Origin of the sequence: Erwinia rhapontici (assembly GCF_012271765.1) — a bacterium.
GTDB classification, from domain to species: domain Bacteria; phylum Pseudomonadota; class Gammaproteobacteria; order Enterobacterales; family Enterobacteriaceae; genus Erwinia; species Erwinia rhapontici.
The window spans coordinates 152,438-178,288 of record NZ_VRKO01000004.1; the positions used below are offsets into that span (position 1 = coordinate 152,438).

General features: G+C 55.9%; 22 protein-coding genes. 9 read left to right on the forward strand and 13 right to left on the reverse strand.

All coding sequences use genetic code 11. The annotated features are described in order from the left end of the window. The first annotated feature begins 187 nt into the window (after positions 1-187). The 6 genes from FVB43_RS02730 to FVB43_RS02755 all read left to right on the forward strand — a co-directional run bounded on the left by FVB43_RS02730 (position 188) and on the right by FVB43_RS02755 (position 6,263). A complete protein-coding gene (locus FVB43_RS02730; protein WP_167863356.1) occupies positions 188-907 on the forward strand; it encodes a FadR/GntR family transcriptional regulator in 720 nt (239 codons plus the stop codon). Then, positions 888-2,045, forward strand: coding sequence for a PLP-dependent transferase (locus FVB43_RS02735; RefSeq protein WP_159336877.1), 1,158 nt, complete (start codon positions 888-890; stop codon positions 2,043-2,045). Before FVB43_RS02730 ends, FVB43_RS02735 begins: the two co-directional genes overlap by 20 nt. A gap of 22 nt (positions 2,046-2,067) precedes the next feature. Continuing rightward, on the forward strand, positions 2,068-3,354 hold the full coding sequence (locus tag FVB43_RS02740; protein WP_242462102.1) for an ABC transporter substrate-binding protein: 1,287 nt from the start codon (positions 2,068-2,070) through the stop codon (positions 3,352-3,354). 65 nt (positions 3,355-3,419) lie between these two features. Beyond that, positions 3,420-4,343 carry a carbohydrate ABC transporter permease gene (locus FVB43_RS02745; protein WP_133842337.1) on the forward strand — a complete coding sequence of 308 codons (924 nt, stop codon included), beginning with the start codon at positions 3,420-3,422 and terminating at the stop codon, positions 4,341-4,343. A gap of 10 nt (positions 4,344-4,353) precedes the next feature. After that, positions 4,354-5,181 carry a carbohydrate ABC transporter permease gene (locus FVB43_RS02750; RefSeq protein ID WP_133842336.1) on the forward strand — a complete coding sequence of 276 codons (828 nt, stop codon included), beginning with the start codon at positions 4,354-4,356 and terminating at the stop codon, positions 5,179-5,181. A gap of 5 nt (positions 5,182-5,186) precedes the next feature. After that, positions 5,187-6,263, forward strand: coding sequence for an ABC transporter ATP-binding protein (locus tag FVB43_RS02755; protein WP_133842335.1), 1,077 nt, complete (start codon positions 5,187-5,189; stop codon positions 6,261-6,263). A 45-nt stretch (positions 6,264-6,308) separates the two neighbouring features. Here the strand turns inward: FVB43_RS02755 and FVB43_RS02760 are convergent, their stop codons facing one another. Further along, a complete protein-coding gene (locus tag FVB43_RS02760; RefSeq protein WP_167863357.1) occupies positions 6,309-6,923 on the reverse strand; it encodes a LysE family translocator in 615 nt (204 codons plus the stop codon). A 190-nt stretch (positions 6,924-7,113) separates the two neighbouring features. Here FVB43_RS02760 and folA point away from each other — a divergent pair, with 190 nt between their 5' ends. Next, positions 7,114-7,596: a type 3 dihydrofolate reductase gene (folA, locus tag FVB43_RS02765; RefSeq protein WP_171149235.1), complete on the forward strand. Its 483-nt coding sequence runs from the start codon at positions 7,114-7,116 to the stop codon at positions 7,594-7,596. 43 nt (positions 7,597-7,639) lie between these two features. On the opposite strand, the gene apaH is transcribed toward folA, so the two are convergent. Genes apaH through lptD form a run of 6 tightly spaced genes read right to left on the reverse strand, consistent with a single transcriptional unit; the run spans position 7,640 to position 14,386 of the window. Next, positions 7,640-8,467, reverse strand: a complete 828-nt coding sequence (apaH, locus tag FVB43_RS02770) for a bis(5'-nucleosyl)-tetraphosphatase (symmetrical) ApaH (protein ID WP_133842333.1) — start codon at positions 8,465-8,467, stop codon at positions 7,640-7,642. Between the two features lie 14 nt (positions 8,468-8,481). Next, positions 8,482-8,859 carry a Co2+/Mg2+ efflux protein ApaG gene (apaG, locus tag FVB43_RS02775; RefSeq protein WP_133842332.1) on the reverse strand — a complete coding sequence of 126 codons (378 nt, stop codon included), beginning with the start codon at positions 8,857-8,859 and terminating at the stop codon, positions 8,482-8,484. A gap of 2 nt (positions 8,860-8,861) precedes the next feature. Further along, positions 8,862-9,683, reverse strand: a complete 822-nt coding sequence (rsmA, locus tag FVB43_RS02780; protein WP_133842331.1) for a 16S rRNA (adenine(1518)-N(6)/adenine(1519)-N(6))-dimethyltransferase RsmA — start codon at positions 9,681-9,683, stop codon at positions 8,862-8,864. After that, positions 9,676-10,668, reverse strand: coding sequence for a 4-hydroxythreonine-4-phosphate dehydrogenase PdxA (pdxA, locus tag FVB43_RS02785; RefSeq protein ID WP_167863358.1), 993 nt, complete (start codon positions 10,666-10,668; stop codon positions 9,676-9,678). Before pdxA ends, rsmA begins: the two co-directional genes overlap by 8 nt. Beyond that, the gene (gene surA / locus FVB43_RS02790) at positions 10,658-11,953 is read right to left on the reverse strand and encodes a peptidylprolyl isomerase SurA (protein WP_133842329.1); all 1,296 of its coding nucleotides are present in this window, start codon (positions 11,951-11,953) and stop codon (positions 10,658-10,660) included. The genes pdxA and surA overlap by 11 nt, the downstream gene beginning before the upstream one ends. Before the next feature lie 54 nt (positions 11,954-12,007). Then, complete coding sequence (gene lptD, locus FVB43_RS02795; protein WP_167863359.1) at positions 12,008-14,386, reverse strand: LPS assembly protein LptD; 2,379 nt, start codon at positions 14,384-14,386, stop codon at positions 12,008-12,010. 172 nt (positions 14,387-14,558) lie between these two features. Here lptD and djlA point away from each other — a divergent pair, with 172 nt between their 5' ends. Further along, complete coding sequence (gene djlA, locus FVB43_RS02800; protein WP_133842327.1) at positions 14,559-15,380, forward strand: co-chaperone DjlA; 822 nt, start codon at positions 14,559-14,561, stop codon at positions 15,378-15,380. Positions 15,381-15,474: 94 nt separating this feature from the next. Here djlA and rluA read toward each other — a convergent pair whose 3' ends face one another. From rluA to polB, 3 genes are all read right to left on the reverse strand, one after another. Then, positions 15,475-16,128, reverse strand: coding sequence for a bifunctional tRNA pseudouridine(32) synthase/23S rRNA pseudouridine(746) synthase RluA (gene rluA, locus FVB43_RS02805; RefSeq protein WP_159336881.1), 654 nt, complete (start codon positions 16,126-16,128; stop codon positions 15,475-15,477). 40 nt (positions 16,129-16,168) lie between these two features. Beyond that, positions 16,169-19,075, reverse strand: coding sequence for an RNA polymerase-associated protein RapA (gene rapA, locus FVB43_RS02810; protein ID WP_167863360.1), 2,907 nt, complete (start codon positions 19,073-19,075; stop codon positions 16,169-16,171). 141 nt (positions 19,076-19,216) lie between these two features. Further along, positions 19,217-21,580 (reverse strand): DNA polymerase II, encoded by a 2,364-nt coding sequence (polB, locus tag FVB43_RS02815; RefSeq protein ID WP_133842324.1) that lies wholly within the window; start codon positions 21,578-21,580, stop codon positions 19,217-19,219. Positions 21,581-21,750: 170 nt separating this feature from the next. Between polB and FVB43_RS02820 the strand changes: the two genes are divergently transcribed. Then, positions 21,751-22,512: a DedA family protein gene (locus tag FVB43_RS02820; protein ID WP_133842323.1), complete on the forward strand. Its 762-nt coding sequence runs from the start codon at positions 21,751-21,753 to the stop codon at positions 22,510-22,512. On the opposite strand, the gene thiQ is transcribed toward FVB43_RS02820, so the two are convergent. The 3 genes from thiQ to thiB are packed head-to-tail and all read right to left on the reverse strand — an operon-like array spanning position 22,489 to position 25,761. Beyond that, positions 22,489-23,205: a thiamine ABC transporter ATP-binding protein ThiQ gene (gene thiQ / locus FVB43_RS02825; protein ID WP_133842322.1), complete on the reverse strand. Its 717-nt coding sequence runs from the start codon at positions 23,203-23,205 to the stop codon at positions 22,489-22,491. The genes FVB43_RS02820 and thiQ overlap by 24 nt on opposite strands. After that, the gene (thiP, locus tag FVB43_RS02830; RefSeq protein ID WP_159336883.1) at positions 23,189-24,799 is read right to left on the reverse strand and encodes a thiamine/thiamine pyrophosphate ABC transporter permease ThiP; all 1,611 of its coding nucleotides are present in this window, start codon (positions 24,797-24,799) and stop codon (positions 23,189-23,191) included. The genes thiQ and thiP overlap by 17 nt, the downstream gene beginning before the upstream one ends. Further along, complete coding sequence (gene thiB, locus FVB43_RS02835) at positions 24,775-25,761, reverse strand: thiamine ABC transporter substrate binding subunit (protein WP_133842320.1); 987 nt, start codon at positions 25,759-25,761, stop codon at positions 24,775-24,777. The genes thiP and thiB overlap by 25 nt, the downstream gene beginning before the upstream one ends. Between the last annotated feature and the right edge of the window lie 90 nt (positions 25,762-25,851).

A 25,851-nucleotide genomic window follows, 5' to 3' on the forward strand; every position in this document is an offset into this window, starting at 1 on the left:
TCCTGCTGATATGTCCCATGACTTGCTCATTCCCTGCGCAACGCCTCGCAAATCTGCACTGTTAACGCTCAGAAGATTTGCTTATTTCTCAGTTAAAATCATTTGAATCAATAGCTTGATTTTTTGGCATCAAAATTGCGTTACCTGAAAGAGGTTGAGTTGTTGGGCCAATTTATCAGGGGGCAGGATGTCATCATTAAACGCCAGTTTGTCGCCGATTGCGGTACAGCACAGCGATGTGTTGGTGCTGGACGCGTTGACGCGCTATGTGGCGCAGTCCGGGACTCAGATTGGTGAACGTTTGCCGCCAGAGCGTGTACTGGCAGAGCAACTGGGGGTGAGCCGTAACACGGTACGTGAAGCGCTGAAACGCTGGGAGGCACTGGGCATTATTGTGCGCCGCAAAGGCAGCGGCACCTTCCTGCATGCCGAAGTCACCAGCAATGACAGTTTCCTCTCCCTGCGCTTTAAGAACGACTCACAGAACATGCTGCATGCGCTGGAGGTGCGACGCATCATCGAGGCCGAATCCTGTGGCCTGGCGGCGATCCGCGCCAGCCGTGAAGACCTGCTGCTGATAGAACAGCGGCTGGTGGAGATGGAGCGGGTACATCTGTCCATAGGTTCTGCCGGGGCCGAAGACTGGGCGTTTCACGCCAGCATCTATCAGGCCGCCCATAACCCGTTACTGCTACATATGGTGGTCGGTTTATACGACACCCTGCACGCGTTCTTCGAATCTCCCCCCGAACAGGCACTGTTCAGCGACTCCTTTCCGCTGCACCGCACGCTGTTCGAAGCCATTGCACGCCGTGATGCCATTGAGGCGAGGCGCGTCAGCCATTTAATTCTCGATATCACCGAACGTGACATGAAGGACGTGATCCATGCAGCCAGAAAAATATAAAGACCAGACCCAGCTAACGCACGATGTCCGCCATGATAAAGGCGCGGTATCGCCACCGATTTACCAGTCGTCGTTGTTCAGCTTCAGCGACTACGACAGCATGATCGCCCGTTTTCGCGGTGACAGTGACCAGCCGCTCTATTCACGCGTGGACAACCCAACGGTCAAAGCGTTGCAGGACAAAGTGGCCTTGCTGGAACAGGGGGAAGCCTGTCTGGCCTTCAGTAGCGGGATGGCGGCCATCAGCAACGCCATTCTCAGCGTGGTGTCACCGGGCGATAAAGTGGTGTGTATCAACCACGTTTATCCGGATACCTACCGCTTTCTACGTGGCTTCTGCCAGCGTTTTAACATCAACAGCGAGTTTGTAGACGGTGATTCTCTCGCGGCGGTAGAAGCCGCGCTGCCGGGGGCAACGCTGCTCTATCTTGAAAGCCCGAGCAGCTGGGTGATGGGTGAGCAGGATCTGCGTGCGCTGGTCGCTCTGGCCAAACGTTATGGCGTGACCACGATGATTGATAACAGTTGGGCATCGCCGCTGTTCCAAAAACCGCTGACCCTGGGCGTGGATATTGTGGTGCATTCTGCCTCGAAATATATCAGTGGCCACAGCGATGTGGTGGCCGGGCTGGTGATTGCCAGCCGTGAGCACATCATGGCCATTACCCGCGGCGTCAGCCCTTTCCTCGGCGGTAAGCTCTCTGCCAACGAAGCCTGGCTGCTGATCCGCGGCCTGCGCACGTTGCCACTGCGTATGCGCCAGCACCATCACAGCGCCCTGACGATTGCGCAGCAACTGCGGGATCATCCACAGGTCATCCGGGTTTATCACCCAGGGCTGGACCCGCAGCCCTTCTCAACACTGAGTGGTTACAGCGGCCTGTTCTCCTTCGAACTCGATGACTCGGTGGATATCCCGCGTTTCTGTAATGCCCTGAATCTTTTCCATATGGGCGTCAGTTGGGGCGGCTTCGAGAGCCTGGTGATGCCGGCTATTTCGGTGCTGAATCAGGCCGGAGAGTTTAACTCAGCGCGCGATTTTGGCGTGTCTCCGCGCGTTGTCCGTATTTCTATCGGCCTGGAAGAGACCGATGACCTGTGGCTCGACTTGCAGCAGGCGATCGCTGCTGCCCGCTAACTTCACCCGACAAGAGGACAGTATGATGCAACATCCTTTGCGCTCTGCATTATTCAAAAGCGTGGTATTGACCCTGGGAATGACCACCGCCTTCGGCAGTATCGCCGCCACTAAGCTGACGCTGGTGGAAGTGATCACCAGCCCGGCGCGGACAGCCGTGCTGCAAACCATGCTGACGGAGTATAAAAAACAGCATCCGGATACGGAAATTGAAGTGATCTCGCTGCCGTGGGGCCAGGCGTTTGAAAAACTGGGCACCATGCTGCAAAGCGGGCAGGTGCCGGATGTGGTGGAGATGCCGGATACCTGGCAGGGATTGTATGCCAGTAACAATATGCTGGAGGATCTTGAGCCACGCCTGAAAAGCTGGCAAAGCACGCCAGAGCTGACGGATAAAGCGCTGACGATGGCGCGTGCCGCCAACGGTAAAGCCACGATGGTGCCGTACGGTTTCTATCTGCGCGCCATGTTCTGGAACAAGAAGCTGTTCCAGCAGGCCGGGCTGAGCGAAGCACCGAAAACCATGGATGAGTTCGTCGCGGACGCGAAGAAAATTACCGCACTGGGTAATGGCATCAGCGGCTACTGCATGCGTGGTGGCGTTGGAGGCACCAATGCCTGGATGATGTTTATGGCAGCGATGAACGGCTCTCCAGACTTCTTCGATAAGCAGGGTAACAGTACGCTCACCCAGCCTGGTGCACTGAAGGGCGCACAGCCGCTGGTGGATTTGTACAAAAGCGGCGGCGCACCGAAAGACAGTGTGAACTGGGGCTTTAACGAGATCGTATCCGGGTTCTACTCGGGTAAATGCGCGATGCTTGACCAGGATCCGGATGCGCTGATCGCAATTAAAAACAGCATGCCAGCGGACGATTTCGCGGTAGCACCGATGCCGGTAGGGCCATCGGGTAAAGCCTTCCCGACGATAGGTTATACCGGCTGGTCGGTGTTTAAGCAGGCGAAACAGAAGGATCAATCCTGGCAGTTGATCCAGTTCCTCAGTAACAAAGAGAACAACCTCACCTGGTCGAAGTTCGTCGGTACGCTGCCCATCTATAAAGGCGCAGAAAGCGACCCTTACTACCATTCACCGCAGTTCGCAGGCTGGTTCGCCGAACTGAATGACCCGAAATATGTGCCGCTGACCATGCCGACCCATCTGAAAGGCTGGGGCTACTTTAACTCGGTGATCGTCAAAGAGAGCAGCCAGGAAACATTACTCGACCAGAACGATACCGAATCGATGGTTCAGGACTGGGCGAAGTATCTGACAAAAGAGCAGAAAGCCTGGCTGGCTGCGCAATAACCTGGTGATCGGGCCGATCGGAACAGACGATCGGCCCCCCGCCAACCTCATACCGGAGACGCCCTATGATGCTTGACGCCACCACCGAACCCGCCGATCGAGCGCCACGCTTTTTGCGCCTGCGTATGCTGGCGGAACCCTGGCTTTACCTCACCCCAACGCTGGTGTTGATAGGGCTGTTTATTTTTGTACCGATGATGATTGGCATCTCGTATGCCTTCCAGAATATCCAACTGCTGAACCCGATGGACAGTGGCTGGGTCGGTCTGGATAATTTCCGCACTATGTTCGATGACCGACGTTTCTTTAAGGCGCTGGGCCATACGGTGAACTGGACGCTGACCTCGCTGACGTTGCAATTCTTCCTTGGTCTGGGGTTGGCGCTGCTGCTAAACCGCGAATTCCCGTTACGGCGCTGGGCACAGGCACTGGTATTCCTGCCGTGGGCGGTGCCTGCGTTTCTCTCCGGTCTGACGTGGTCATGGTTGCTGAATCCGGTGATCGGTATTCTGCCGCACTGGATGGTGGATCTGCATCTGATCAGCGAACCGTACAACATCCTGTCCGATCCCACCCTCGCGTTATACGGCCCCGTGATTGCTAACGTCTGGTTTGGTATTCCGTTTTTTGCCATCACCCTGCTGGCAGCGTTGCAATCCATTCCAAAAGATCTCTACGAGGCGGCATCCATGGACGGTGCCAGCGGCTGGCAGCAGTTTAAGCGCGTCACGCTGCCATTTCTTGCGCCGATGATTGCGATTACCGTCATGCTGCGCACCATCTGGATTGCCAACTTTGCCGACCTGATCGTGGTGATGACCGACGGTGGCCCTGCGGGATCCACCTCAATTCTCTCCAGCTACATCTTTACCACTGCCTACCGCAAGCTCGACTTTGGTTACGCCTCAGCGATGGCGGTGTTCCTGCTGGTACTGATGACCTGTTATGCATTGGTGTTACTGCGTATTCGCCATCAGTTGTTGAAATAAGGAGAGGTCGATGAACGCACTGTTACGTTTGATTGGGCACCGCGCCGGTATCCTGTTCTACCTGCTGTTTGCGCTGTTCCCGCTCTACTGGGTGATTAAAATTGCCTTTACGCCCGACGCGTTGTTGTTCAGCGAAGGGGTGACAATGTGGCCGGCTGCGCTGACTCTTGACCATTTTAAACGCGTGCTGGTGGAGAGCGATTTCCCGACCTTTTTTACCAACAGTCTGATTGTGTCGTTTGGCACCGCCGGTTTGTCGACGGTGGTGGCAGCGGCTGCGGGCTACGCGTTTTCACGCTTTGGTTTCCGTGGAAAAACGGTGATGGCGGCGCTGCTGCTGTTTACGCAGATGTTCCCGCTGGTGATGATCCTGGCCCCAATCTACAAAGTGATGGCACCGCTCGGGCTGACCAACAGCCTGCTGGGCCTGATCCTGGTCTACAGCGCATTTAACGTGCCGTTTGCCACTTTTTTGATGCAGTCATTTTTCGATGCAATCCCGAAAGATCTGGAAGAGTCCGCCATGCTGGAAGGCTGCACACGTTTTCAGGCGCTGTACCGCGTACTGGTGCCACTGACACTGCCGGGCATGGCCGCCACGCTGGGATTTGTGTTCACTGCCGCGTGGAGTGAGCTGCTGTTCTCACTGATGCTGATCAACCAAAACGATGTGATGACCTTCCCGGTAGGATTGCTGAGCTTCGTGTCGAAATTCGCCGTTTCCTGGGGAGATATGATGGCTGCCGCCGTGCTGGCACTGATCCCCGCGTGTCTGTTTTTCGCCTTCATTCAGCGCTACCTGATCCAGGGGCTGACGGCTGGCGCAGTAAAAGGATAATCCTGATGGCTCAAATTTCTCTGCGACAAATCCAGAAGCAGTACGGCAATGTTGAAGTGCTGCGTGATATTAACCTGACCATCGCCGATGGTGAGTTTGTGGTGCTGGTGGGGCCTTCGGGCTGCGGGAAGTCGACGCTGCTGCGTACCATCGCCGGACTGGAACTGGCGAGCAGCGGTGACATCCGTATTGGCACGCGGCTGATGAATGAGGTGGCACCGAAAGATCGTGATATTTCCATGGTGTTTCAGAGCTATGCGCTCTATCCGCACCTGACCGTGGCGCGCAATATGGGCTTCAGCCTGGAAGTGCAAAAGCGGCCCAAAGCAGAAATTGAGGCCGCGGTGCAGCGTGCGGCGGAGATCCTCAGCCTGACGCATTTACTCGACCGGCGGCCAAAAGAGTTATCCGGTGGCCAGCGCCAGCGCGTGGCGATGGGGCGGGCGATTGTGCGGCAGCCGCAGGTCTTTTTGTTCGATGAGCCGCTGTCGAACCTTGATGCCCAGCTGCGCGGTCAGATGCGCGTGGAGATCAAAAAGCTGCATCAGCAGATGAATAATACCATTGTTTATGTGACCCACGATCAGGTCGAGGCCATGACGCTGGCGGATCGCATTGTGGTGCTCAATCACGGTGTGATCCAGCAGGTAGGCAGTCCGCTGGAGCTGTATGACACACCGGCGAATAAATTCGTCGCCAGCTTTATCGGTTCACCGCCGATGAACTTTATCAGCGGTACCGTGCGTGCCGGGGATCGTGGTCCTTGCGTCGAGGTTAGCGCACCGCTGGTGCTGCCCTTGAGCGATCGCGGCTTGCTGCCACAGGGGAAGGCGGTGACGTACGGCATCCGCCCGGAAAATATCACGTTATGCGATCTGGCGGATGAAGGGGCGTTGCCGTTGCAGGTGTCGCTGATCGAACCGACAGGGCTATCCGAGCTGATCCACGGAACCCTGTACGGTGAGCCGGTGATGATCTACAGCACGTTGCGTTCGGATTGCCGGGCGGGGGAGACGGTGGGCATGAAGATCGATGTGGATCGCGTGCTGCTGTTTGATGCGGACAGTCAGGTGCGGCTTTAGGTGCGGGCTATATATAGCCCGCACCGGGTCAGGCGTGCCTGACCCCTACGACAGCGCGACTTTAATCCCCAGTGCAATCAGTACGCCACCCAGCAGTTTGTCAACGATGCGCTGGGCTTTGGCCAGGCCACGACGCACCGGGGCGCTCTGGATCAGCACCACTAATAGCGGCCACCATAGCGTCGACAGGCCGAGGATAATGCCCGCATACAACAGCTTTTCATGCACGCTGGAATTAACGCTCAGTACCTGGGTAAAGATCGACAGGAAAAACAGCGTGGCTTTGGGGTTCAGCAGGTTGCACAGATAACCCTGCATAAAGGCTTTCTTCAGCGAGGTGTGCTCAGGGGCCACGTTACTGAGATCCATTTTACTGCTGCCACGGGAACGCAGTGCCTGGATACCGATATAAATCAGGTAACCGGCACCGGCATATTTCAGCAGCATAAACAGCCACGGTGTGGTGGTGATCACCACGGCCAGCCCGGCAACGCAGTAAGCCATATGCGTGGCAACGGCGCAGTTCACGCCCATCGCGGTCATCATGGCCGCGCTGCGGCGGTAGCGGGCAGCATTTTTGATAATCAGGAAAAAATCAGGGCCGGGAGAAAGCATCCCGAGCGCCGCAATGGTGGCGACAAATAAACTGGTTTCTAACATAACGAAGGTCTGTAGCTGAACGAGCCGAGAATTCTATCATGCCTCTGGGGTTAATGTGGGGGAAAAACAGGCAGAAGGTGACGCAACCGATACCCTGTAAACCTTTACTGAATATCCTCCGGTTAGCTATCGACGAAAGTTTCGCCTTTCCGTATGATGGCGCCAATTTTACCCCCCTGCTGAGTTTTATATGATGATTAGCCTGATTGCGGCCCTTGCGGCCGACCGTGTGATTGGGATGGAAAATGCCATGCCATGGCATCTGCCGGCCGACCTTGCATGGTTTAAGAAGCATACTCTGAATAAACCCGTGATCATGGGCCGCCGTACCTGGGAGTCCATTGGACGCCCGTTGCCAGGTCGCCTGAATATTGTGATCAGCAGCCGTAAAGGGGATGCCGACGGTGTGACCTGGGTGACTTCTATTGATGAGGCGTTAAAAACCGCAGGTGATGTGGAAGAGCTGATGGTGATTGGCGGCGGGCGCATTTATGAGCAGATGCTGGCACGTGCTGACCGTTTGTATCTGACGCATATTGATGCCGAAGTGGAAGGGGATACGCATTTCCCGGACTACGAGCCGGATGAGTGGCAGTCAACCTTCAGCGAGTTCCATGATGCTGATGAGAAAAACTCGCACAGTTTCTGCTTTGAGATTTTAGACCGTCGTTAAAATAATACGGGTCGGGCATGCCCGACCCGAACAACGGTGTCTTTTACAATATTTCGCTTTTCCGGTTCGATACCTGCACAAACACCCGCTTGTCTTCCCAGCGTAGCATTGTCAATGTTCCTCCCCAGCAACAACCGGTATCCAGGGCGAGAATCCCTTCCGGCGTTCCTTTTCCTTCCAGCGATGCCCAGTGACCAAACGCAATGGTGTAATCATTCGATACCGGTCCGGGAATGGTGAACCAGGGTTTTAGCGGTGGGGGAGCGCTGTCCGGGGCTTCTTTCGCGATCATATCCAGCTGACCATTTGGAAAGCAGTAACGCATTCGCGTCAGGGCATTGGTACTGAAGCGTAAACGCGCCAGACCGCTGAGCTCCGGTGTCCAGTTATTGGGCATATCGCCATACATCGCATCCAGAAACAGCGGATACGTATCGCTGCTGAGGACCGATTCCACTTCACGCGCGCAGCTTTTCGCTGTCTCGATATCCCACTGCGGAGTGATCCCGGCGTGGGCCATCACCAGCTTTTTTTCTTCATCAACCTGTAACAGCGGCTGGCGGCGTAGCCAGTTGATCAGCAGGTCAGCATCAGGGGCTTCCAGCAGCGGTGTAATGCGATCTTTAGGTTTATTGCGACTGATACCGGCGTAGACCGCCAGCAGATGCAGGTCATGATTGCCCAGCACCATTTTTACGCAGTCCCCGAGGTAACGAACATAACGCAGAACTTCAAGCGAAGCTGGCCCACGCGCGACCAGATCGCCGGTCAGCCAGAGCTGATCAACCTGAGGATCGAAGGCGACCTGGTTAAGAAGCGATCGCAATTCTTCGTAGCAACCGTGGACATCACCGATTAAATAAGTGCTCATGCAAAAAGGCCGGATTAGTGAATATGGGTGGCAATCGCCAGGCGGAAGACCGGGATATCAACGGTGAACGGTTCGCCGTTGGCATCGATCATCTGATAGTGACCCTGCATGGTGCCCATCGGGGTTTCAAGAACGGCCCCGCTGGTGTACTGAAACTCGCCGCCAGGCTCGATGTGCGGCTGTTCGCCAACCACACCTTCGCCCTGAACTTCGGTTTCACGGCCGTTACCGTTAGTGATGAGCCAGTAACGGCCAATGAGCTGAGCCGGGATACGCCCCAGATTACGTATCGTGATGGTGTAAGCAAACACATAACGTTCTTCTTCAGGTGCAGACTGTGACGCAATATAGGCACTTTGTACCTGAACACAGACTTTGGGCGTATCGTTCATACTCAGTTCTCCTGCGGCTGAGGATGCGCAGTCAACCAGTTCGCCATACGGCAATATTGTGCAACGCTGATATTCTCTGCACGCAACGTCGGGTCAATCTCCATTTCTGCCAGTGCTTCCGCAGAGAAAAGATGGCCGAGGCTGTTGCGCAGGGTTTTACGGCGTTTACCGAAGGCTTCCGTGGTGATGCGGCTCAGGGCACGAATGTCGTCAACCGGGTGTGGGATCTGTGCATAAGGCATCAGACGCACCACGGCAGAGTCGACTTTCGGTGCCGGGGTAAAGGATTCGGGTGGCACTTCCAGCACCGGGATCACCTGGCAGTAATACTGTGCCATGACGGTCAGACGACCGTAGGCTTTGCTGCCAGGCCCGGCAACCAGGCGGTTAACCACTTCTTTTTGCAACATAAAGTGCATGTCCTGAATGGCACCGGTATAGCTAAACAGATGGAACATCAGGGGAGTGGAGATGTTATACGGCAGATTACCGAACACACGCAGCTTTTGACCTTTTTCCTGCGCATAGGCGGCGAAGTCAAAGGCCATCGCATCCTGCTGGAAAATGGTCAGTTTTGGGCCAAGGAACGGATGAGTTTGCAGACGCGCGGCAAGATCGCGGTCAATCTCAATCACTGTCATGGCGTCCAGACGCTCGCCTACCGGCTCGGTAAGTGCAGCAAGGCCTGGGCCGATTTCGACAACCGCCTCGCCCTTTTGTGGGTGGATGGCATTGACGATGCTTTCGATAATGTACGGATCGTTAAGGAAGTTCTGTCCAAAACGTTTGCGGGCGAAGTGGCCCTGGTGAACGCGACTATTCATTACTGCTCTTAATCATGGTAATGGCGAGGTTAAGCGCCGTCTTAAAGCTGCCCGCATCAGCCTGGCCGCTTCCAGCCAGCTCGAGAGCTGTGCCGTGGTCAACAGACGTACGGATAAATGGCAGACCGAGGGTGATATTCACCGCCCGACCAAACCCCTGATATTTTAGCACTGGAAGCCCCTGATCGTGATACATCGCCAGCACCGCATCAGCATGTTGCAGATATTTGGGCTGGAACAGGGTATCCGCTGGCAGAGGTCCAGTCAGTTGTATACCGCGCTGGCGGAGTTCATCCAGCGCCGGGATAATCACATCGATCTCTTCACGGCCCATATGGCCGCCTTCGCCTGCGTGGGGGTTCAGACCGCAAACAAAGATATGCGGTGAAGCCAGACCAAACTTGCTTTGCAGGTCGGCGTGGAGGATGGTGATCACTTCATGCAGGCTGTTGCGGGTAATGGCGGCCGCCACATCTTTCAGCGGCAAATGGGTGGTCGCCAGCGCAACACGCAGCTCCTCCGTTGCCAGCATCATCACCACGCGCTCACAGTCAGCGCGCTCGGCGAAGAACTCGGTATGCCCGCTAAACGGGATGCCGGCATCGTTGATGACACCCTTGTGCACCGGTCCGGTGATCAGGGCGGCGAATTCGCCGCTCAGACAGCCGTCACAGGCGCGTGCAAGGGTTGCCAGTACATAGTGACCATTATCCACGCAAAGCTCGCCTGCAACCGCTGGCTGGGCCAGTGGCACGGGCAGAACGGTGAGCGTTCCTGCCTGCTGGGATTGCACCGGGCTTCCCGGTAGATACTCGCGCAGGGTCAGGGGTAAATGCAAAGCTGCCGCGCGGGTGCGCAGCAGCTCGGGGTCAGCACAGACAACCAGTTCAACCGGCCAGGCAAGCTGTGCCAGTTGAACGATTAAATCGGGACCAATCCCGGCGGGTTCGCCGGGGGTGATCACCACACGTTGATTACTGAGCATTCGCATCCAGAATTTTCACGTAGGCAGCAGCACGTTGTTCCTGCATCCAGGTTTGTGCTTCTTCCGAGAATTTACGGTTGAACAGCAGGCGGTAAGCACGCTCTTTTTTCGCCGCATCAGTTTTATCCACCTTGCGGGTATCCAGCAACTGGATCAGATGCCAGCCGAAGGAAGAGTGAACCGGGCCGCTCACCTGGCCTTTTTGCAGACGCAGCAGGGCATCACGGAAAGCAGGATCGTACACTTCCGGTGAGCTCCAACCCAGATCGCCGCCCTGGTTCGCTGAACCCGGATCCTGCGACAGTTGTTTAGCAGCGTCGGCAAAGGTCAGCTTGCCACTTTTGATCTCAGCGGCCACTTCTTGCAACTTCTGACGGGCCTGATCGTCAGTCATGATCGGGGATGGTTTGAGCAAGATATGGCGTGCATGTACTTCAGTGACTGAAATGCTCTGGTTATCACCGCGCATATCGTTCACTTTCAGAATATGGAAACCCACACCGGAGCGGATCGGACCAATGATATCGCCTTTTTTCGCTGTCACCAGCGCCTGAGCAAACAGGGATGGCAGCTCCTGAATACGGCCCCACCCCATGTTGCCGCCCTTCAGCGCCTGTGGGTCAGCAGAGTAGGTGATAGCCAGTTTACCGAAATCCGAACCGGATTTGGCTTCACCTGCCAGCTGTTTTGCCAGGCTTTCCTGATCGTCAACCTGCTGCTGGGTCGGGTTTTCCGGCAGTGGCAACAGGATGTGGCTGAGGTTCAACTCAGTGCCAGCATCATTCTGCGATGCCATCTGCGTTGCCAGCTGATCCACTTCCTGAGGCAGGATCGTGACACGACGACGCACTTCGTTGTTACGGACTTCTGAGGTGATCATCTCTTTGCGGATCTGCTCGCGGTAGGTGGCATAGTTCATGCCATCGTACGCCAGACGGCTACGCAACTGATCAACACTCATTTTGTTCTGCGCGGCGATGTTACCAATCGCCTGATCCAGCTGCGCATCACTCACCTGAATTCCGGCCTGTTTGGCCATCTGTAGCAGGATATTATCCATCACCAGACGTTCAACGATCTGGTGACGCAGGGTTTTATCATCCGGTAACTGCTGGCCGGCTTGCTGCGACTGGCCTTTCACGGACTGCATCATGCCGTCCACGTCACTTTCTAACACTACGCCGTTATTCACGATGGCGGCAACTTTATCAACAACTTGCGGGGCTGCGAACGCAGTGTTGGCTGTCAGGGCTGCACCGAGGATCAGCATTCTCCAGTTCTTCATACTTTTTCCATTCTTCTATCCGCACTGCGGGTTTGCATACCAAACATTACAACATCAGAAAGCGCGTTGATAAGGCAGGATGCCCTGACGCAGCATTTGACCGGTGCCTAAGCCATAGCTTGGGCTGAGGCCACGCAGTTCAATGTTGAACGAGATTTTATTGTCATATTTACTGCTGTCGTTTTCCCAACTGGTGATTTTACGTTCATAGCCCAGGCGGAGTGCATAACAACAGGAGCTGTACTGTACACCGAGCAGTTGATCGGCCGCCTGGTTTGCATTGGTATCGTAATACCATGCACCGACCACTGACCATGCATCAGCGATAGGCCAGCTTGCTGTTGCACCCACTTGTGAAATCCCTTTCTGGTACAACGCATTGTTGTACTGGGTCAGCGTTTGCTGAACATACTCCTCGCTGGTATAGCGGTAGTTCAACTGCACCATACGGTCAGCATCACGACGCCATTCCAGCACGGCGTTACCCTGAGAAACGTTATTCAGGCGGGTGTCGTATTGCAGTCCACCGCGCGCTGACCAGTTGTCACTCACCTTCCAGTAAGTGTCGCCAGCCCACACCAGGCTGCCGCGGTCGTCGTCATCCGTGTTGTTCAACCCGGTACGAGCAGGGGTGAACGAGTAGATTTGACCAATGGAAGCATTAAAACGTTCAACCAGATCGTTATCAAAAATTCGCGAGGTTACACCGGTAGTGACCTGGTTGGCTGAAGCGATGCGATCCAGGCCGCTGTAGGTCCGGTCACGGAACAGGCCAGTGTAGTCACTTTGCAGCAGGGTGGAGTCGTAAGCGCGGATATCGCTCTGATCACGATAAGGCGTGTAGAGGTACTGCACGCGCGGTTCCAGCGTCTGCGTGTAACCCGGTGACCAGTTCATATCCCGGTCAAATACCATCTTGCCGTCGACTTTAAACTGCGGCATGACGCGATTCACCGAGTCTTTCAGCTGATTATTGCTATTGGTGCTGAGCGAGTTGTAATAATCAACGTCGTTCTGCTCGTAATGCGTGGCCAGCAGTTTGGCTTCGGTATTGATGCTGCCCCAGCCGTTGGAGAGCGGCAGGTCAATGGTCGGTTCAAGATGCAGACGCGTGGCGTCTGGCAAGCGCTCATTCACGTTAGTGAATTTTACTGCCTGTGCATAGACGTGCGTATCGAACGGTCCGATATCGTTACTGTAATAATTGAAGTCGAACTGCGGTTCGGCGCGATACACATCGTTATTGGCGTTGGTGGAGAAAATTTGGAACTGTTTGGTCGACAGCGTGGCATCCCAGTTTTGTTCCGCATACCCAATGCTGAACTTCTGCGTAACGTAGCCATCAGTGGTTGAACCATACACCGAGTCGAGATCGGTGAAATAGTAAGGATCGCTGACTTTGGTGTAATCGGCGTTGAACCGCCAGTGCTGATCGTAAACGCCAGAATGACGCCAGTAGAACAGCCAGCGATTGGCGTCTTTATCATCCGGATGATCGCTGTTATAGACGCGGTCTGAATTCAGATAGTCGAACTCCACCAGACCTGTACCTGCGCCAGTCAGATAACGGAATTCATTCTGCCACTGCATGCCACGGCGGCTGATATAGTGCGGTGTCAGCGTGGCATCGGCCTGCGGTGCAATGTTCCAGTAGTACGGCAGCATAAACTCGAAGCCGCTGTTACTGCCGTATTTTGCATTCGGGATCAGGAAGCCGGAACGGCGCTTATCGCCCACCGGGAGCTGTAAATAAGGGCTGTAGAATATCGGCACCGAGCCCAGTTTGAAGCGGGCGTTCCAGATTTCAGCCAGCTGTTCATCGCGGTCATGAATAATTTCAGAGCCGACCACGCTCCAGCTATTCTGACCCGGCAGACAGGAGGTAAACGTGCCGTTTTCCAGAATGGTGTAGCGGTTATCATCACGCAGTTTCATCTGGTCAGCATCACCGCGCCCCTGGCGGCCTACCATCTGGTAGTTACCATTCCACACGTTGGTGTCTTTGGTATTCAGGTTTGACCAGGCTTTCGGACCTTTCAGGATGACCTGGTTGTCATCGTAGTGCACATTACCCAGTGCATCGATGGTACGCGTTGGCGTTGTCTGCCCACTGAGCATTTTTTGATGCAACTGAACTTCGTCGGATTGCAGACGGCTATTGCCCTGACGAATATCCACATTACCGGTAAAGACTGCATCATCGGGATAATTGCCTTTGGCACTATCGGCATCAATCGTTACGGGTAATTGGTTGGTTGCCTTTCCCTGTACCAGCGGACGGTCGTAACTGGGCACCCCGAGCATACATTGGGATGCGAGGTCATCAGCCAGCCCTTGATGGCTGTAGAGTGCTGAACCAATCAAGGTGGCCAGCAACGTAGGTAGTCTTTTATTCATACGCGGTATCGAGAATTCCGTAATCACTGGCATCATGCCGACAAACGGTCAGAGACTAACGTACTCAACTGCATTGCGCTAGTCATACCCTGCATCTTTTATGACAGGTATACTTCTGGTTGTCTGGCCGCGTACCAATAGGCTGTGAGAGAAATGACAGGTATGATAATGCAATTTTTAGCCTTCAGCATGGCGAATTGAGGAGTATATGCGCTATTGGGGAAAAGTATTGGGTCTTGTGCTGGGTTTCTTATCGGGTGCGGGCTTCTGGGGTGTGCTTTTTGGCCTTGTGGCCGGGCATCTGATAGATAAAGCACGTTCGCCGGCACGGCAGGGCTATTTTGCGAATCAACAGACGCGTCAGGCGCTGTTTTTCCGCACCACCTTCCAAGTGATGGGGCATCTGACAAAGTCAAAAGGCCGGGTGACGGATGCCGACATTCAGATGGCATCGCTGCTGATGGATCGTATGCAGTTGGACAGTAACGGCCGTATTGCCGCGCAGCAGGCTTTCCGCGAAGGCAAGGAGGGCGATTATCCTCTGCGGGACAAGCTGCGTGAGTTGCGTAGCGCCTGTTTTGGCCGTTTCGATCTGATCCGTATGTTCCTGGAAATTCAGATTCAGGCTGCGTTTGCCGACGGTTCACTGCATCCCAATGAGCGCCAAGTGCTGTATGTGATTGCCGAGGAGCTGGGCATTTCGCGCGCGCAGTTCGATCAGTTCTTACGGATGATGGAGAGCGGTCAGCAGTTTGGCGGTGGTTCGCACTATAGTGGATCGTCTCAGGGCGGATTTACGGGGGCGCAGCGTGGACCCACGCTGGAAGATGCCTGTAGCGTGCTGGGGGTGAAAAGCACTGACGATGGCACCACCATCAAACGCGCTTATCGCAAGCTGATGGGGGAGCATCACCCGGATAAGCTGGTGGCGAAAGGCTTACCGCCAGAGATGATGGAGATGGCGAAGCAGAAAGCGCAGGAGATTCAGGGCGCGTACGATCTCATCAAACGCGAGAAAGGGTTTAAATAGTTATCAGGCTGGCTGGCCGGGCATGCCCGGCCACTACGAAACACACATTGTAGGGGGCGGGCATGCCCGCCCCGTGCAGATGAATGGCAATAAATCAGAAATCCGCCGGTTGCCTGAACGTCATCGGCGTACCGAACTGTGGATGGGTAATGCTCAGGCTCTCGGCGTGCAGCTGCAGGCGAGGAGCCATCGCTTTTGCCTCGTCGTGCGCATAGAAGTTATCACCGAGGATCGGATGGCCAAGCGCCAGCATATGCACGCGTAGCTGGTGCGAGCGCCCGGTAATCGGTTTTAACTGTACGCGGGAACTGTTATCACTGGCGTAATCCAGCACCTGATATTCCGTTTGTGCAGACTTACCGGTTTCAAAACAAACTTTCTGCTTCGGCCGGTTCGGCCAGTCACAAATTAACGGTAGATCGACCAACCCTTTTTCTGGCTGCGGATGTCCCCAGACGCGCGCCACATAGGTTTTCTGCGGTTCACGTTCGCGGAACTGCCGCTTCAGCTCACGCTCGGCGGCTTTTGTCAGTGCCACCACAATCACACCGCTGGTGGCCATATCCAGGCGATGGACCGATTCCGCAGCTGGATAATCACGCTGTACGCGCGTCATTACGCTGTCTTTGTGCTCTTCCAGACGACCGGGAACGGAAAGGAGTCCACTGGGCTTATTCACCACCATGATGTGGTCATCCTGATAGAGAATATGCAGCCAGGGTTCTTGTGGTGGGTTGTAGGGTTCCATAACTCTCTCGTAAGGGCCGGCGTGCGCCGGCCCTGTCTCGTTACTGATGTGTGACAACGATCAGGCGCAGCGCGTCCAGGCGCCAGCCCGCTTCGTCCAGATTCGCCAGCACCTGCTCACGGTTGTTTTCCAGCGCATCCATTTCATCCTGGCGGATGTTTGGGTTGACGGCGCTTAATGCTTGCAGACGTGACAGTTCGGCACTCAGTTTCTCATTCGCTTCTGCGCGTGCTGCATCGATCAGCTTGCGGGCTTCGACGGCCGCCTCATCTTCCGACAGTTTGATGATCTCATGGACATCCTGCTGTACGGCATTGACCAGCTTGCTGCCGGTGTGGCGGTTGACCGCGTTAAGCTGACGGTTGAAGCTTTCGAATTCCACCTTCGCGGCCAGATTGGTGCCCTTGCGGTCAACCAGCATGCGCACCGGCGTAGGCGGCAGGAAGCGCGTCAGTTGCAGATGCTTCGGCGCCTGAGCTTCCACCACGTAGATCAGCTCCAGCAGCAGGGTACCAACCGGCAGCGCTTTGTTTTTCAGCAGTGAAATCGCGCAGCTGCCGGTATCACCGGAGAGGATCAGATCCAGACCGTTACGGATGATCGGGTGCTCCCAACTGACATACTGGGCATCTTCACGTGACAGCGCCTGATTACGGTCGAAGGTGATAGTACAGCCATCTTCTGGCAGGCCAGGGAAGTCTGGCACCAGCATATGATCGCCTGGGGTCAGGATAATCAGGTTATCGCTGCGATCTTCCTGATTAATGCCCACGATATCGAACAGGTTGAGTGCGAAGTTCACCAGCTCAATATCGTTATCCTGTTCGGCGATCAGGTTCGCCAGCGCCTGAGCTTTTTCGCCGCCGTTGGAGTTCAGTTCCAGCAGGCGATCGCGGCCATGCTCCAGCTGTATTTTCAGGGCATCATGCTGTTTACGGCACTGATGGATAAAGTCATCCAGCCCTTCGGTATTTTCCGGCGCGGCAAGGTACTCAATCAGGGGCGCATAAACGCTGTCGTAAACGGTACGGCCGGTCGGGCAGGTATGCTCAAACGCATCCAGCCCTTCGTGATACCACTGTACCAGCACCGACTGCGCGGTTTTTTCCAGATAAGGGACGTGGATCTGGATATCGTGTGCCTGACCAATACGGTCAAGACGGCCGATACGCTGCTCCAGCAGGTCCGGGTTAAAGGGCAGGTCGAACATCACCATCTGGCTGGCGAACTGGAAGTTACGGCCTTCTGAACCGATTTCCGAACACAGCAGCACCTGAGCGCCATCTTCTTCCGAGGCAAACCATGCCGCTGCGCGGTCACGTTCGATGATCGACAAACCTTCGTGGAACACGGCGGCACGAATACCTTCGCGCTCACGCAGTACCTGCTCCAGTTGCAGGGCGGTGGCTGCCTTGGCGCAAATCACCAGCACTTTTTTGTCGCGGTTGCTGGTCAGGAAGCCCATCAGCCACTCTACACGCGGGTCGAAGTTCCACCAGGTGCCGCTGTCGCCTTCAAATTCCTGATAAATCTGCTCCGGGTAGAGCATATCGCGTGCGCGCTCATCCGCTGATTTACGGGCGCTCATAATGCCGGAGACTTTGATTGCCGTCTGATACTGCGTCGGCAGTGGCAGACGGATCTGATGCAGTTCGCGTTTCGGGAAGCCTTTCACACCGTTACGGGTGTTACGGAACAGCACGCGGCTGGTGCCGTGGCGGTCCATCAACATGCTGATCAGCTCCTGACGAGCTTCCAGCTTGCCTTCACGGTCGCTGTTGGCGGTTTGCAGCAGCGGCTCAATATCCTGTTCACCCATCAGATCATTGAGCAGATTCAGCTCATCGTTACCGATGGTTTTGTCGGCCAGCAGCATCGCGACGGCATCAGCAATCGGACGGAAGTGCTTCTGCTCTTCAACAAACTGTGCGAAGTCGTGGAAACGATTGGGATCCAGCAGACGCAGACGCGCAAAGTGGCTTTCCATCCCCAGCTGTTCCGGGGTAGCGGTCAGCAGCAGGATGCCCGGGATCTGCTCGGCCAGTTGCTCAATCACCTGATACTCACGGCTTGGTGCTTCTTCAGACCAGACGAGGTGATGGGCTTCATCCACAACCATCAGGTCCCACTCGGCATCGGCCAGTTTTTCCAGACGCTGCTTATTGCGGCGGACAAAGTCGAGCGAACAGATAATCATCTGCTCGGTTTCAAACGGGTTGTCGCTGTCGTGCTGGGCTTCGGCGTAGCGGTCATCATCAAACAGGGCAAAGCGCAGGTTGAAGCGACGCAGCATCTCAACCAGCCACTGATGCTGCAACGTTTCTGGCACAACAATCAGAATACGTTCGGCGCGGCCCGCCAGCAGTTGCTGGTGGATGATCATCCCGGCTTCGATGGTTTTCCCTAAGCCCACTTCATCGGCCAGCAGCACGCGCGGCGCATGACGGCGGCCGACATCGTGAGCGATATGCAACTGGTGGGGGATCAGGCTGGTACGCATACCGCGCAGGCCGCTGGTGGCCAGGCGGTACTGCTCACTCTGATATTTACGCGCGCGAAAACGCAGCGCGAAACGGTCCATACGATCCAGTTGTCCGGCAAACAGGCGATCCTGTGGTTTACCAAACACCAGTTTGCTGTCGAGCATCACCTCACGCAGGACGACGTTTGCTTCTTCGGTATCAAGCCGGGTTCCGACATAGCTGACAACGGCATTGTCGGTTTTTACCTCGTCAACGACCATTTGCCAACCTTCATGGCTGGTAATGGTGTCGCCAGGATTGAACACCACACGAGTGATGGGAGAATCATTTCTGGCGTAGAGACGGTTTTCGCCCGTGGCAGGAAAGAGCAGGGTGACCATACGTGTATCTACGGCAACCACAGTTCCCAATCCCAGTTCGCTTTCCGTATCGCTTATCCAGCGTTGACCAAGTGTAAAAGGCATAAATATTCGGCTCGATTCTCGTCTAGTTTGTTTCAGGCAATAGCACTGCTGCCCGGTAAAAAAGTACCTGGCGGTGAATTCAGAACGATTGATACTTAGGAGGAGCGCTATGGTACTGGAAGGTCGCCCATTCGTCACCTGTCAAAAAAGCCCCAGCTGTCCTGTTACCAGTGTAGCAAAGTCATCCTGCATAAACGGCAGGATACCCTCGGCCACCGGTTGTAACTGGCGCGTCAGATAGTGATCGTAGTCCAGTGGCGTGATCCTCGCTTCCAGCGGTTCCGGGCCAGAGGTGGCCATCACATAGCGGATTTTCCCGCCTTTCTGGTAGAGCAGTGGCCGGCCAAGCTTCTGGTTTTGTTCATCAGCGATACGTGCGGCACGCACGTGCGGGGGCACATTTCGTTGGTATTCACCCAGCGGGCGACGCAGCCTTTTACTGTAAGTGAGCTGATCGTCCAGTTCCCCCTCCAGCAGCTGGCGCACGGTTTCCCGGATATAGTCCTGATAGGGTTGCCCGGTAAAAATGCGCAGATAGAGCTCCTGTTGAAATTTTTGTGCCAGCGGCGTCCAGTCGGTACGCACCGTTTCTAATCCTTTAAAGACCATACGCGGCTTCTCACCGCTGCGTATCAGCCCCGCATAGCGCTTCTTGCTGCCTTGTTCGGCACCCCGGATGGTTGGCATCAGAAAACGGCTGAAGTGGGTTTCATACTCCAACTCCAGTGCGCTTTCTACGTTGAATTCTGCGCGCAGATGCTGTTGCCACCATTGATTGACGGTGTCCACCAGACGGCGGCCAATCTCCGCTGCGCGCGCTTCGTCGTGAGCCGATTTTAGCCAGACGAAGGTGGAGTCGGTATCGCCGTAAATCACATCAAAACCCTCGGCTTCAATCAGTTCCCGGGTCTGACGCATAATATCGTGACCGCGCATGGTGATGGAGGAGGCAAGACGCGGATCGAAGAAACGACAGGCGCTGGTGCCCAGTACGCCATAAAAGGCATTCATAATGATTTTCAGCGCCTGCGACAGCGGCTTATTGCCCTGCTTTTTGGCTTCTTCCCGTCCCTGCCAGATCTGATTCACAATGGCGGGCAGGCAGTGGTTGGTGCGGGAAAAACGTGCACCGCGATAGCCTGCGACAGAATGGGCCTCATCCGGCTGTGCCATGCCTTCAACCAACCCGACCGGGTCAATTAAAAAGGTGCGGATAATCGACGGATACAGGCTTTTGTAATCAAGCACCAGCACTGAGTCATACAGGCCGGGCTGTGAGTCCATCACATAGCCACCAGGGCTGGCCTCTGGCGCGACATCCCCCAGATTTGGGGCCACAAAACCGGCACGATGCATACGCGGCAGGTAGAGGTGACCAAATGCGGCCACCGAACCGCCGTGGCGATCGACGGCCAGGCCATTTACCGATGCGCGTTCCAGCAGGAACGGCATCAGTTCAGTGTGCTGGAAAATACGCGTCACCAGTTCGCAGTCTTTCAGGTTGTAGTGGGCCAGGGCGGGCTTATCTTCCGCAAAGCGTTGATCAATCTCTTCCATACGCTGCCAGGGATTATTGATGGCTTTCCCTTCCCCCAGCAGTTCGCGTGAAACCGCTTCAAGGCTGAAGGATTCAAAGTTCCAGAAGGCAGATTTCAGGGCTTCAATGCCGTCAATAATCAGCCGTCCGCTGGCCTGGGCGAAGAAAACACCCGGCTTAAACCCGTGCTCGCGCCACTCCAGCGCCGGGCTGTAACCCCGCCCCAGATTCAGTGGAATGCCGTAGCGTTCGGCATGTTTTTGCAGCACACGCAGGTCGAACTGCACTACGTTCCAGCCGATCAGCACATCGGGGTCATGACGGGCAAACCAGGCGTTGAGTTTTTCCAGCAGCAGCGGGCGGCTGGCGACATATTCCAGATTAAAATCGAGGTGGCTGGCATCGCCGTTCTCCGGGCCAAGCATGTAGACATCCCGCTGGCCGCACCCTTCCAGGCCTATGCAGTACAGCTCGCCGTGACGCGTTGTTTCGATGTCCAGCGATACCCATTTCAGCGGCGGGCGATAATCCGGGTGTGGTTTCAGACGGGTTTGTATCAGTCGGTCCCCGGAGGGCTGACCGCTGAACCAGACCGGGGCAGTGATAAACCGCTCCATCAGGAAGCGCTCTGGCGGGCGTACATCTGTTTCATACAGCGTGATGCCATTCTCACGCAGCAGCTTATCCAGCTTTTGTAGCTGGCGTTGCTGTCGGCAATACAGGCCAACCACCGGACGCTGGCGAAAATCTTTCAACTCAAGCGGGGCAAAACGCCAGTCGCGCTCACCCGCTAACAGCCGCGTGGCTGCTGCCTGCTGTTCAGCTGGAATAAACGCCACGGACTCCTGCGGCGGCAGCACCACCATCTGCGGGCCAGCATCCGTCGCCAGCCAGAGTGTGATTTCACTGCCAGCGGGTGTATCCCGCCAGTGGCGTGTGAGTAGAAAGCCTGCCTGTGCGTCGTTCACACTGTCTCCCGGGGGTGATGAAGTGTTAATATTAGCATGTTTATTTATACAGTGTTCATCTCCTGAATCCAGACCTTTACTCCGTTGCTACGTTCCCATACAAAACAGACCTTGACGCTTTCCTGCCGCCTCTGGACAATCCGGGGTTCTGCTCATTTTTTTGGAATGTTATGGAAGCCTGGCTGCAACATTTAATCACCCAATCTTTGGCCTGGTCACTGCTGGCCGTTGGGCTGGTGACTTTTTTTGAATCGCTGGCGCTGGTCGGGTTGCTGTTACCGGGTACGGTATTGATGGCGTCATTTGGCGCACTGATCGGCAGCGGGCAGATTGGGCTGTATCCTGCCTGGGCCGTTGGCACATTGGGTTGTCTGCTGGGCGACTGGATTTCCTATTTTATTGGCTGGCAGTTCAAAGGGCCGCTGCACCGCTGGTCGTTTATTAAAAAACACCAGAAGCTGATGGATAAAACGGAGCACGCGCTGCATGAGCACAGCATGTTTACCATCATCGTTGGCCGCTTTGTGGGGCCAACACGCCCGCTCATCCCGCTGGTCGCCGGAATGCTTGAACTGCCAGTCCGCAAGTTTATTCCCCCGAATATCATCGGCTGCATTCTGTGGCCGCCGCTTTACTTATTGCCGGGGATCCTCGCCGGGGTGGCGATTGATGTGCCAAAGGATGCCAGCAGCGGCCTCTTTAAGTGGCTGCTGTTAGGCGTTGCGATACTGGTATGGCTGGGCTGCTGGCTGGGTTGGCGCTGGCTGCGTTCCAGGAAGCAGAACGACTGGGCTACGTCGTATCTGCCCCTGACGCGTCTGCGCTGGCTGGCGCCGCTGATGATAGTGCTGGCGGTGGTGAGCTTTACGGCGATCCAGTTCCATCCAATGATGCCGATTTTCCGTCACTTATTGTGGGATGTGTTCTTCTAAGGCGATGCCCAATATCGCCGCTTCTGGCACTGCACCGCGCTGTAACTGCGCGGTGCTGCCATCCCAGTAAACCCGCCCATCAACAATCAGCAGGCTACGCGGCGCAATGTGCGCGGCGTCTTCAATACTGTGCGACACCATCAGCAGGGTGATATTGCGTTCGGTACAGACGTCATCCACCAGGCCTAACATCTCTTTACGCAGCGCCGGATCCAGCGCTGAGAAGGGTTCGTCCAGCAGCAGGATCGGCTGCTGACGCACCAGACAACGGGCGAGCGCCGCACGCTGGCGCTGACCGCCTGAAAGCTGATGGGGCAGACGCTGTAAGTGGTCCGTCAGACCGACGCGCTGGGCGATATTCTGTAACTCATGCTTCTGCTGGTGGTTAAGCTTCAGGCCAGGGTGCAGCCCCAGCCCAATGTTTTGCGCCACGGTCAGGTGTGGGAACAGGTTATTCTCCTGAAACAGCATCGATACCGGGCGTTGGGCTGGCGCGCTGTCGCGATGTTCGCTGCCGTTCAGCTGTAATTCACCACTTTTCACCGGTAAAAATCCGGCGACCAGGCTCAGTAAGGTGCTTTTTCCCGCCCCGCTTGGGCCGAGGATCGCCAGGCGTTCACCCGCCTGTACGCTGAAGGTAAAGCGCATTGGCAGGTGGTGATACAGATAAGTCAGATTAGTCAGGTTTAACATGGCGCCCCGGCAGTTTTTCAATCAGGGTAAACAGCAGGAAACAGAGCAACAGCAGCAACAGGGCGGTGACCGCACCGTCGCTGCTGCGATACGAGCCTATCTGCTGATAAAGGTAAAAGGGCAGTGTGCGAAAGTTTTCATTACCGAACAGCGCCACTACGCCAAAATCACCAATCGACAACACGCAGGCAAAGGCCAGCGCCTGTGCCAGTGGGCGTTTCAGCGCGCGCAGTTCAATCAGCCGCAGGCGGTTCCAACCGCGAATATCCAGCGACAGACACAGCAGGCTATAGCGCCCGGCAATATCGCGCAGCGGGTTTTCCAGCACTTTCATCGCGTAGGGAACGGCCATCAGTGCGTTGGTAGCGATCACCATCCCTTCCGCTGACTCGGGCAGCCCGATGGTCTGGTTGAGCAACAGGAAAAAGCCCGTTGCCAGCACAATCCCAGGCATCGCGAGGATCAGCATACCGCTCATTTCCAGCGTTTGTCCCCATAACGGGCGCTGACGCAGGCGCAGCTCACGACTGCTCCACAGCAGCATCATCGTCAGAACCACGCTGAGTATTCCCGCTCCCAGTGCAATGCGCACAGAGGTTAACATTGCCTGCCACAGCGCAGACTGATGCAGTACCGTGCTGAACCCCTGATTCAATCCGTCGATCACCACGGCCAGCAGCGGTGGCAGGATCAGCAGTAATACGGCGGCAATCAGCAACAAATCCAGTATGCGAGCACGGCAGCTATCCTGCGGATTGCGCCAGCCGCCCAGGCTGTCGCTGCCCGCTGGGATCGCTTTACTCAGACGCTGGCTGAGCATAACCAACCCCAGGCAGCACAGCATCTGTAACAGCGCCAGCAGGGCTGCGCGCCCGGGATCGTAGTCGAAACTCAATGCCTGGAAGATCGCCAGCTCAATGGTGGTCGCCTGCGGACCGCCGCCCAGCGACAGTACGGTGGCAAAGCTGGCAAAGCACAGCATAAAGATCAGCGCTGCGGCGGGCAGGATCTGGCGCCGTAGCCATGGCCATTCGACAATACGAAAATGTGCCCAGCCACTCAGGCCTAGCTGTGCAGCGATCTGCCGCTGTTCGCCGGGGATCTGCTGCAGTGCCTGCAGCAGCAGGCGGGTGGCCAGTGGCAGGTTGAAAAAGACGTGGGCCAGCAGGATACCTTGCAGGCCGTAAGGCGAGAAGGTGTAGTCAACGCCAAGCAGGGCGCACAGCTGCGCCAGCCAGCCGCTGCGACCATATACGCTGAGAATACCAAATACCGCCACCAGTACCGGTAACACCAGCGTCATGGCACACAGCCGCAGCAGCGTGCTGCGGCCAGGGAAGCGGCGGCGGTAAAGGGCCCGGGCCAGAGGAATGGCGGGCAACACCGAGAGCAGCGCGGACAGCAGTGCCTGCCAGAAGGAGAAGCGCAGCACGTGCCACAGATAGCTATCCTGCCAGAGGCCGCGCCAGTCGGTGGTGGGCGCATTCTGCCAAAGGGCAAAAAACGCCAACGAGGCCACGCTGACCAGCAGCATCGCAGCCAGCACGCCGGGCACTAACCAGCCGGGAATTAGCGGCTGACGGCGCGTTGCCATGCACTAATCCAGTTGCTGCGCTGTGTTGCCACGTCCTGTGGGCTGTATTGCAGTGAGGTCGTTGGAACAGTCAGGGTATTGAAGCCCGCTGGTAGCGTCGTGCTGATTGCCGGGTACATCCAGTTGCCGGTGGCGATGGTGTCCTGGAACGCTGGAGTCATCACAAACTGCATAAACTGCTGCGCCAGCTTCGGTTGCTTGCTGGACTTCAACTGACCGGCGACTTCCACCTGTAAATAGTGCCCTTCGCTGAAGTTGGCGGCGGCGTACTGATCTTTCTTCTCTTCAATCAGATGATAAGCGGGAGAGGTGGTGTAGCTGAGCACCATATCGCTTTCGCCCTTGAGGAACAGGCCATACGCCTCGCTCCAGCCTTTAGTGACGGTCACCGTTTTCTTTGCCAGCTTCTGCCAGGCTTCCGGGCTTTTATCGCCAAACACCTGCTGCATCCACAACAGCAGGCCAAGGCCCGGGGTGCTGGTGCGCGGATCTTCGTAGATCACCTTCAGGGGACGATCGCTCTCGACCAATTCTTTCAGGCTTTTCGGCGGGTTCTGTAGCTTGGTTTTGTCATAGACAAAAGCAAACCAGCCGTAGTCATAAGGGACAAACGTCGTGTTCTTCCAGCCGCCGGGGACGGTACTGTGGGACGTATCGGTGTTTGAGGCGGCGAACAGCCCGGTTTTTTCTGCGGCATCCAGCAGGTTGTTATCCAGGCCCAGCACTACATCCGCTTTGCTGTTTTTGCCTTCCATGCGCAGCCGGTTTAACAGCGAGACGCCATCTTCAAGGGCCACGAATGTCAGTTCACAGTGACACTGTGCTTCAAAGGCTTTCTTGATGGCTGGACCCGGTCCCCATTCGGCAGAGAAGGAGTCGTAGGTGTAAACCGTCAGGGTTTCTTTGGCCGCGAGGGCAGGCAGGGAAAACAGCACCAGCAGAGGTAAATATTTTTTCAACACTTTGCGTTCCTTGAAGGTATGCGCAAAGGATCTGAGTCAGTGACACTCTCAAATCCCTACGCCGGTATGATCCGGGTCAGGTTCGACGGG

Bases quoted from the DNA above. Each gene is read 5' to 3' on its own strand.
- FVB43_RS02730 (WP_167863356.1), top strand. From the start codon at position 188: ATGTCATCATTAAACGCCAGTTTGTCGCCGATTGCGGTACAGCACAGC.
- FVB43_RS02735 (WP_159336877.1), top strand. From the start codon at position 888: ATGCAGCCAGAAAAATATAAAGACCAGACCCAGCTAACGCACGATGTC.
- FVB43_RS02740 (WP_242462102.1), top strand. From the start codon at position 2,068: ATGATGCAACATCCTTTGCGCTCTGCATTATTCAAAAGCGTGGTATTG.
- FVB43_RS02745 (WP_133842337.1), top strand. From the start codon at position 3,420: ATGATGCTTGACGCCACCACCGAACCCGCCGATCGAGCGCCACGCTTT.
- FVB43_RS02750 (WP_133842336.1), top strand. From the start codon at position 4,354: ATGAACGCACTGTTACGTTTGATTGGGCACCGCGCCGGTATCCTGTTC.
- FVB43_RS02755 (WP_133842335.1), top strand. From the start codon at position 5,187: ATGGCTCAAATTTCTCTGCGACAAATCCAGAAGCAGTACGGCAATGTT.
- FVB43_RS02760 (WP_167863357.1), bottom strand. From the start codon at position 6,923: ATGTTAGAAACCAGTTTATTTGTCGCCACCATTGCGGCGCTCGGGATG.
- folA (WP_171149235.1), top strand. From the start codon at position 7,114: ATGATGATTAGCCTGATTGCGGCCCTTGCGGCCGACCGTGTGATTGGG.
- apaH (WP_133842333.1), bottom strand. From the start codon at position 8,467: ATGAGCACTTATTTAATCGGTGATGTCCACGGTTGCTACGAAGAATTG.
- apaG (WP_133842332.1), bottom strand. From the start codon at position 8,859: ATGAACGATACGCCCAAAGTCTGTGTTCAGGTACAAAGTGCCTATATT.
- rsmA (WP_133842331.1), bottom strand. From the start codon at position 9,683: ATGAATAGTCGCGTTCACCAGGGCCACTTCGCCCGCAAACGTTTTGGA.
- pdxA (WP_167863358.1), bottom strand. From the start codon at position 10,668: ATGCTCAGTAATCAACGTGTGGTGATCACCCCCGGCGAACCCGCCGGG.
- surA (WP_133842329.1), bottom strand. From the start codon at position 11,953: ATGAAGAACTGGAGAATGCTGATCCTCGGTGCAGCCCTGACAGCCAAC.
- lptD (WP_167863359.1), bottom strand. From the start codon at position 14,386: ATGATGCCAGTGATTACGGAATTCTCGATACCGCGTATGAATAAAAGA.
- djlA (WP_133842327.1), top strand. From the start codon at position 14,559: ATGCGCTATTGGGGAAAAGTATTGGGTCTTGTGCTGGGTTTCTTATCG.
- rluA (WP_159336881.1), bottom strand. From the start codon at position 16,128: ATGGAACCCTACAACCCACCACAAGAACCCTGGCTGCATATTCTCTAT.
- rapA (WP_167863360.1), bottom strand. From the start codon at position 19,075: ATGCCTTTTACACTTGGTCAACGCTGGATAAGCGATACGGAAAGCGAA.
- FVB43_RS02820 (WP_133842323.1), top strand. From the start codon at position 21,751: ATGGAAGCCTGGCTGCAACATTTAATCACCCAATCTTTGGCCTGGTCA.
- thiQ (WP_133842322.1), bottom strand. From the start codon at position 23,205: ATGTTAAACCTGACTAATCTGACTTATCTGTATCACCACCTGCCAATG.
- thiP (WP_159336883.1), bottom strand. From the start codon at position 24,799: ATGGCAACGCGCCGTCAGCCGCTAATTCCCGGCTGGTTAGTGCCCGGC.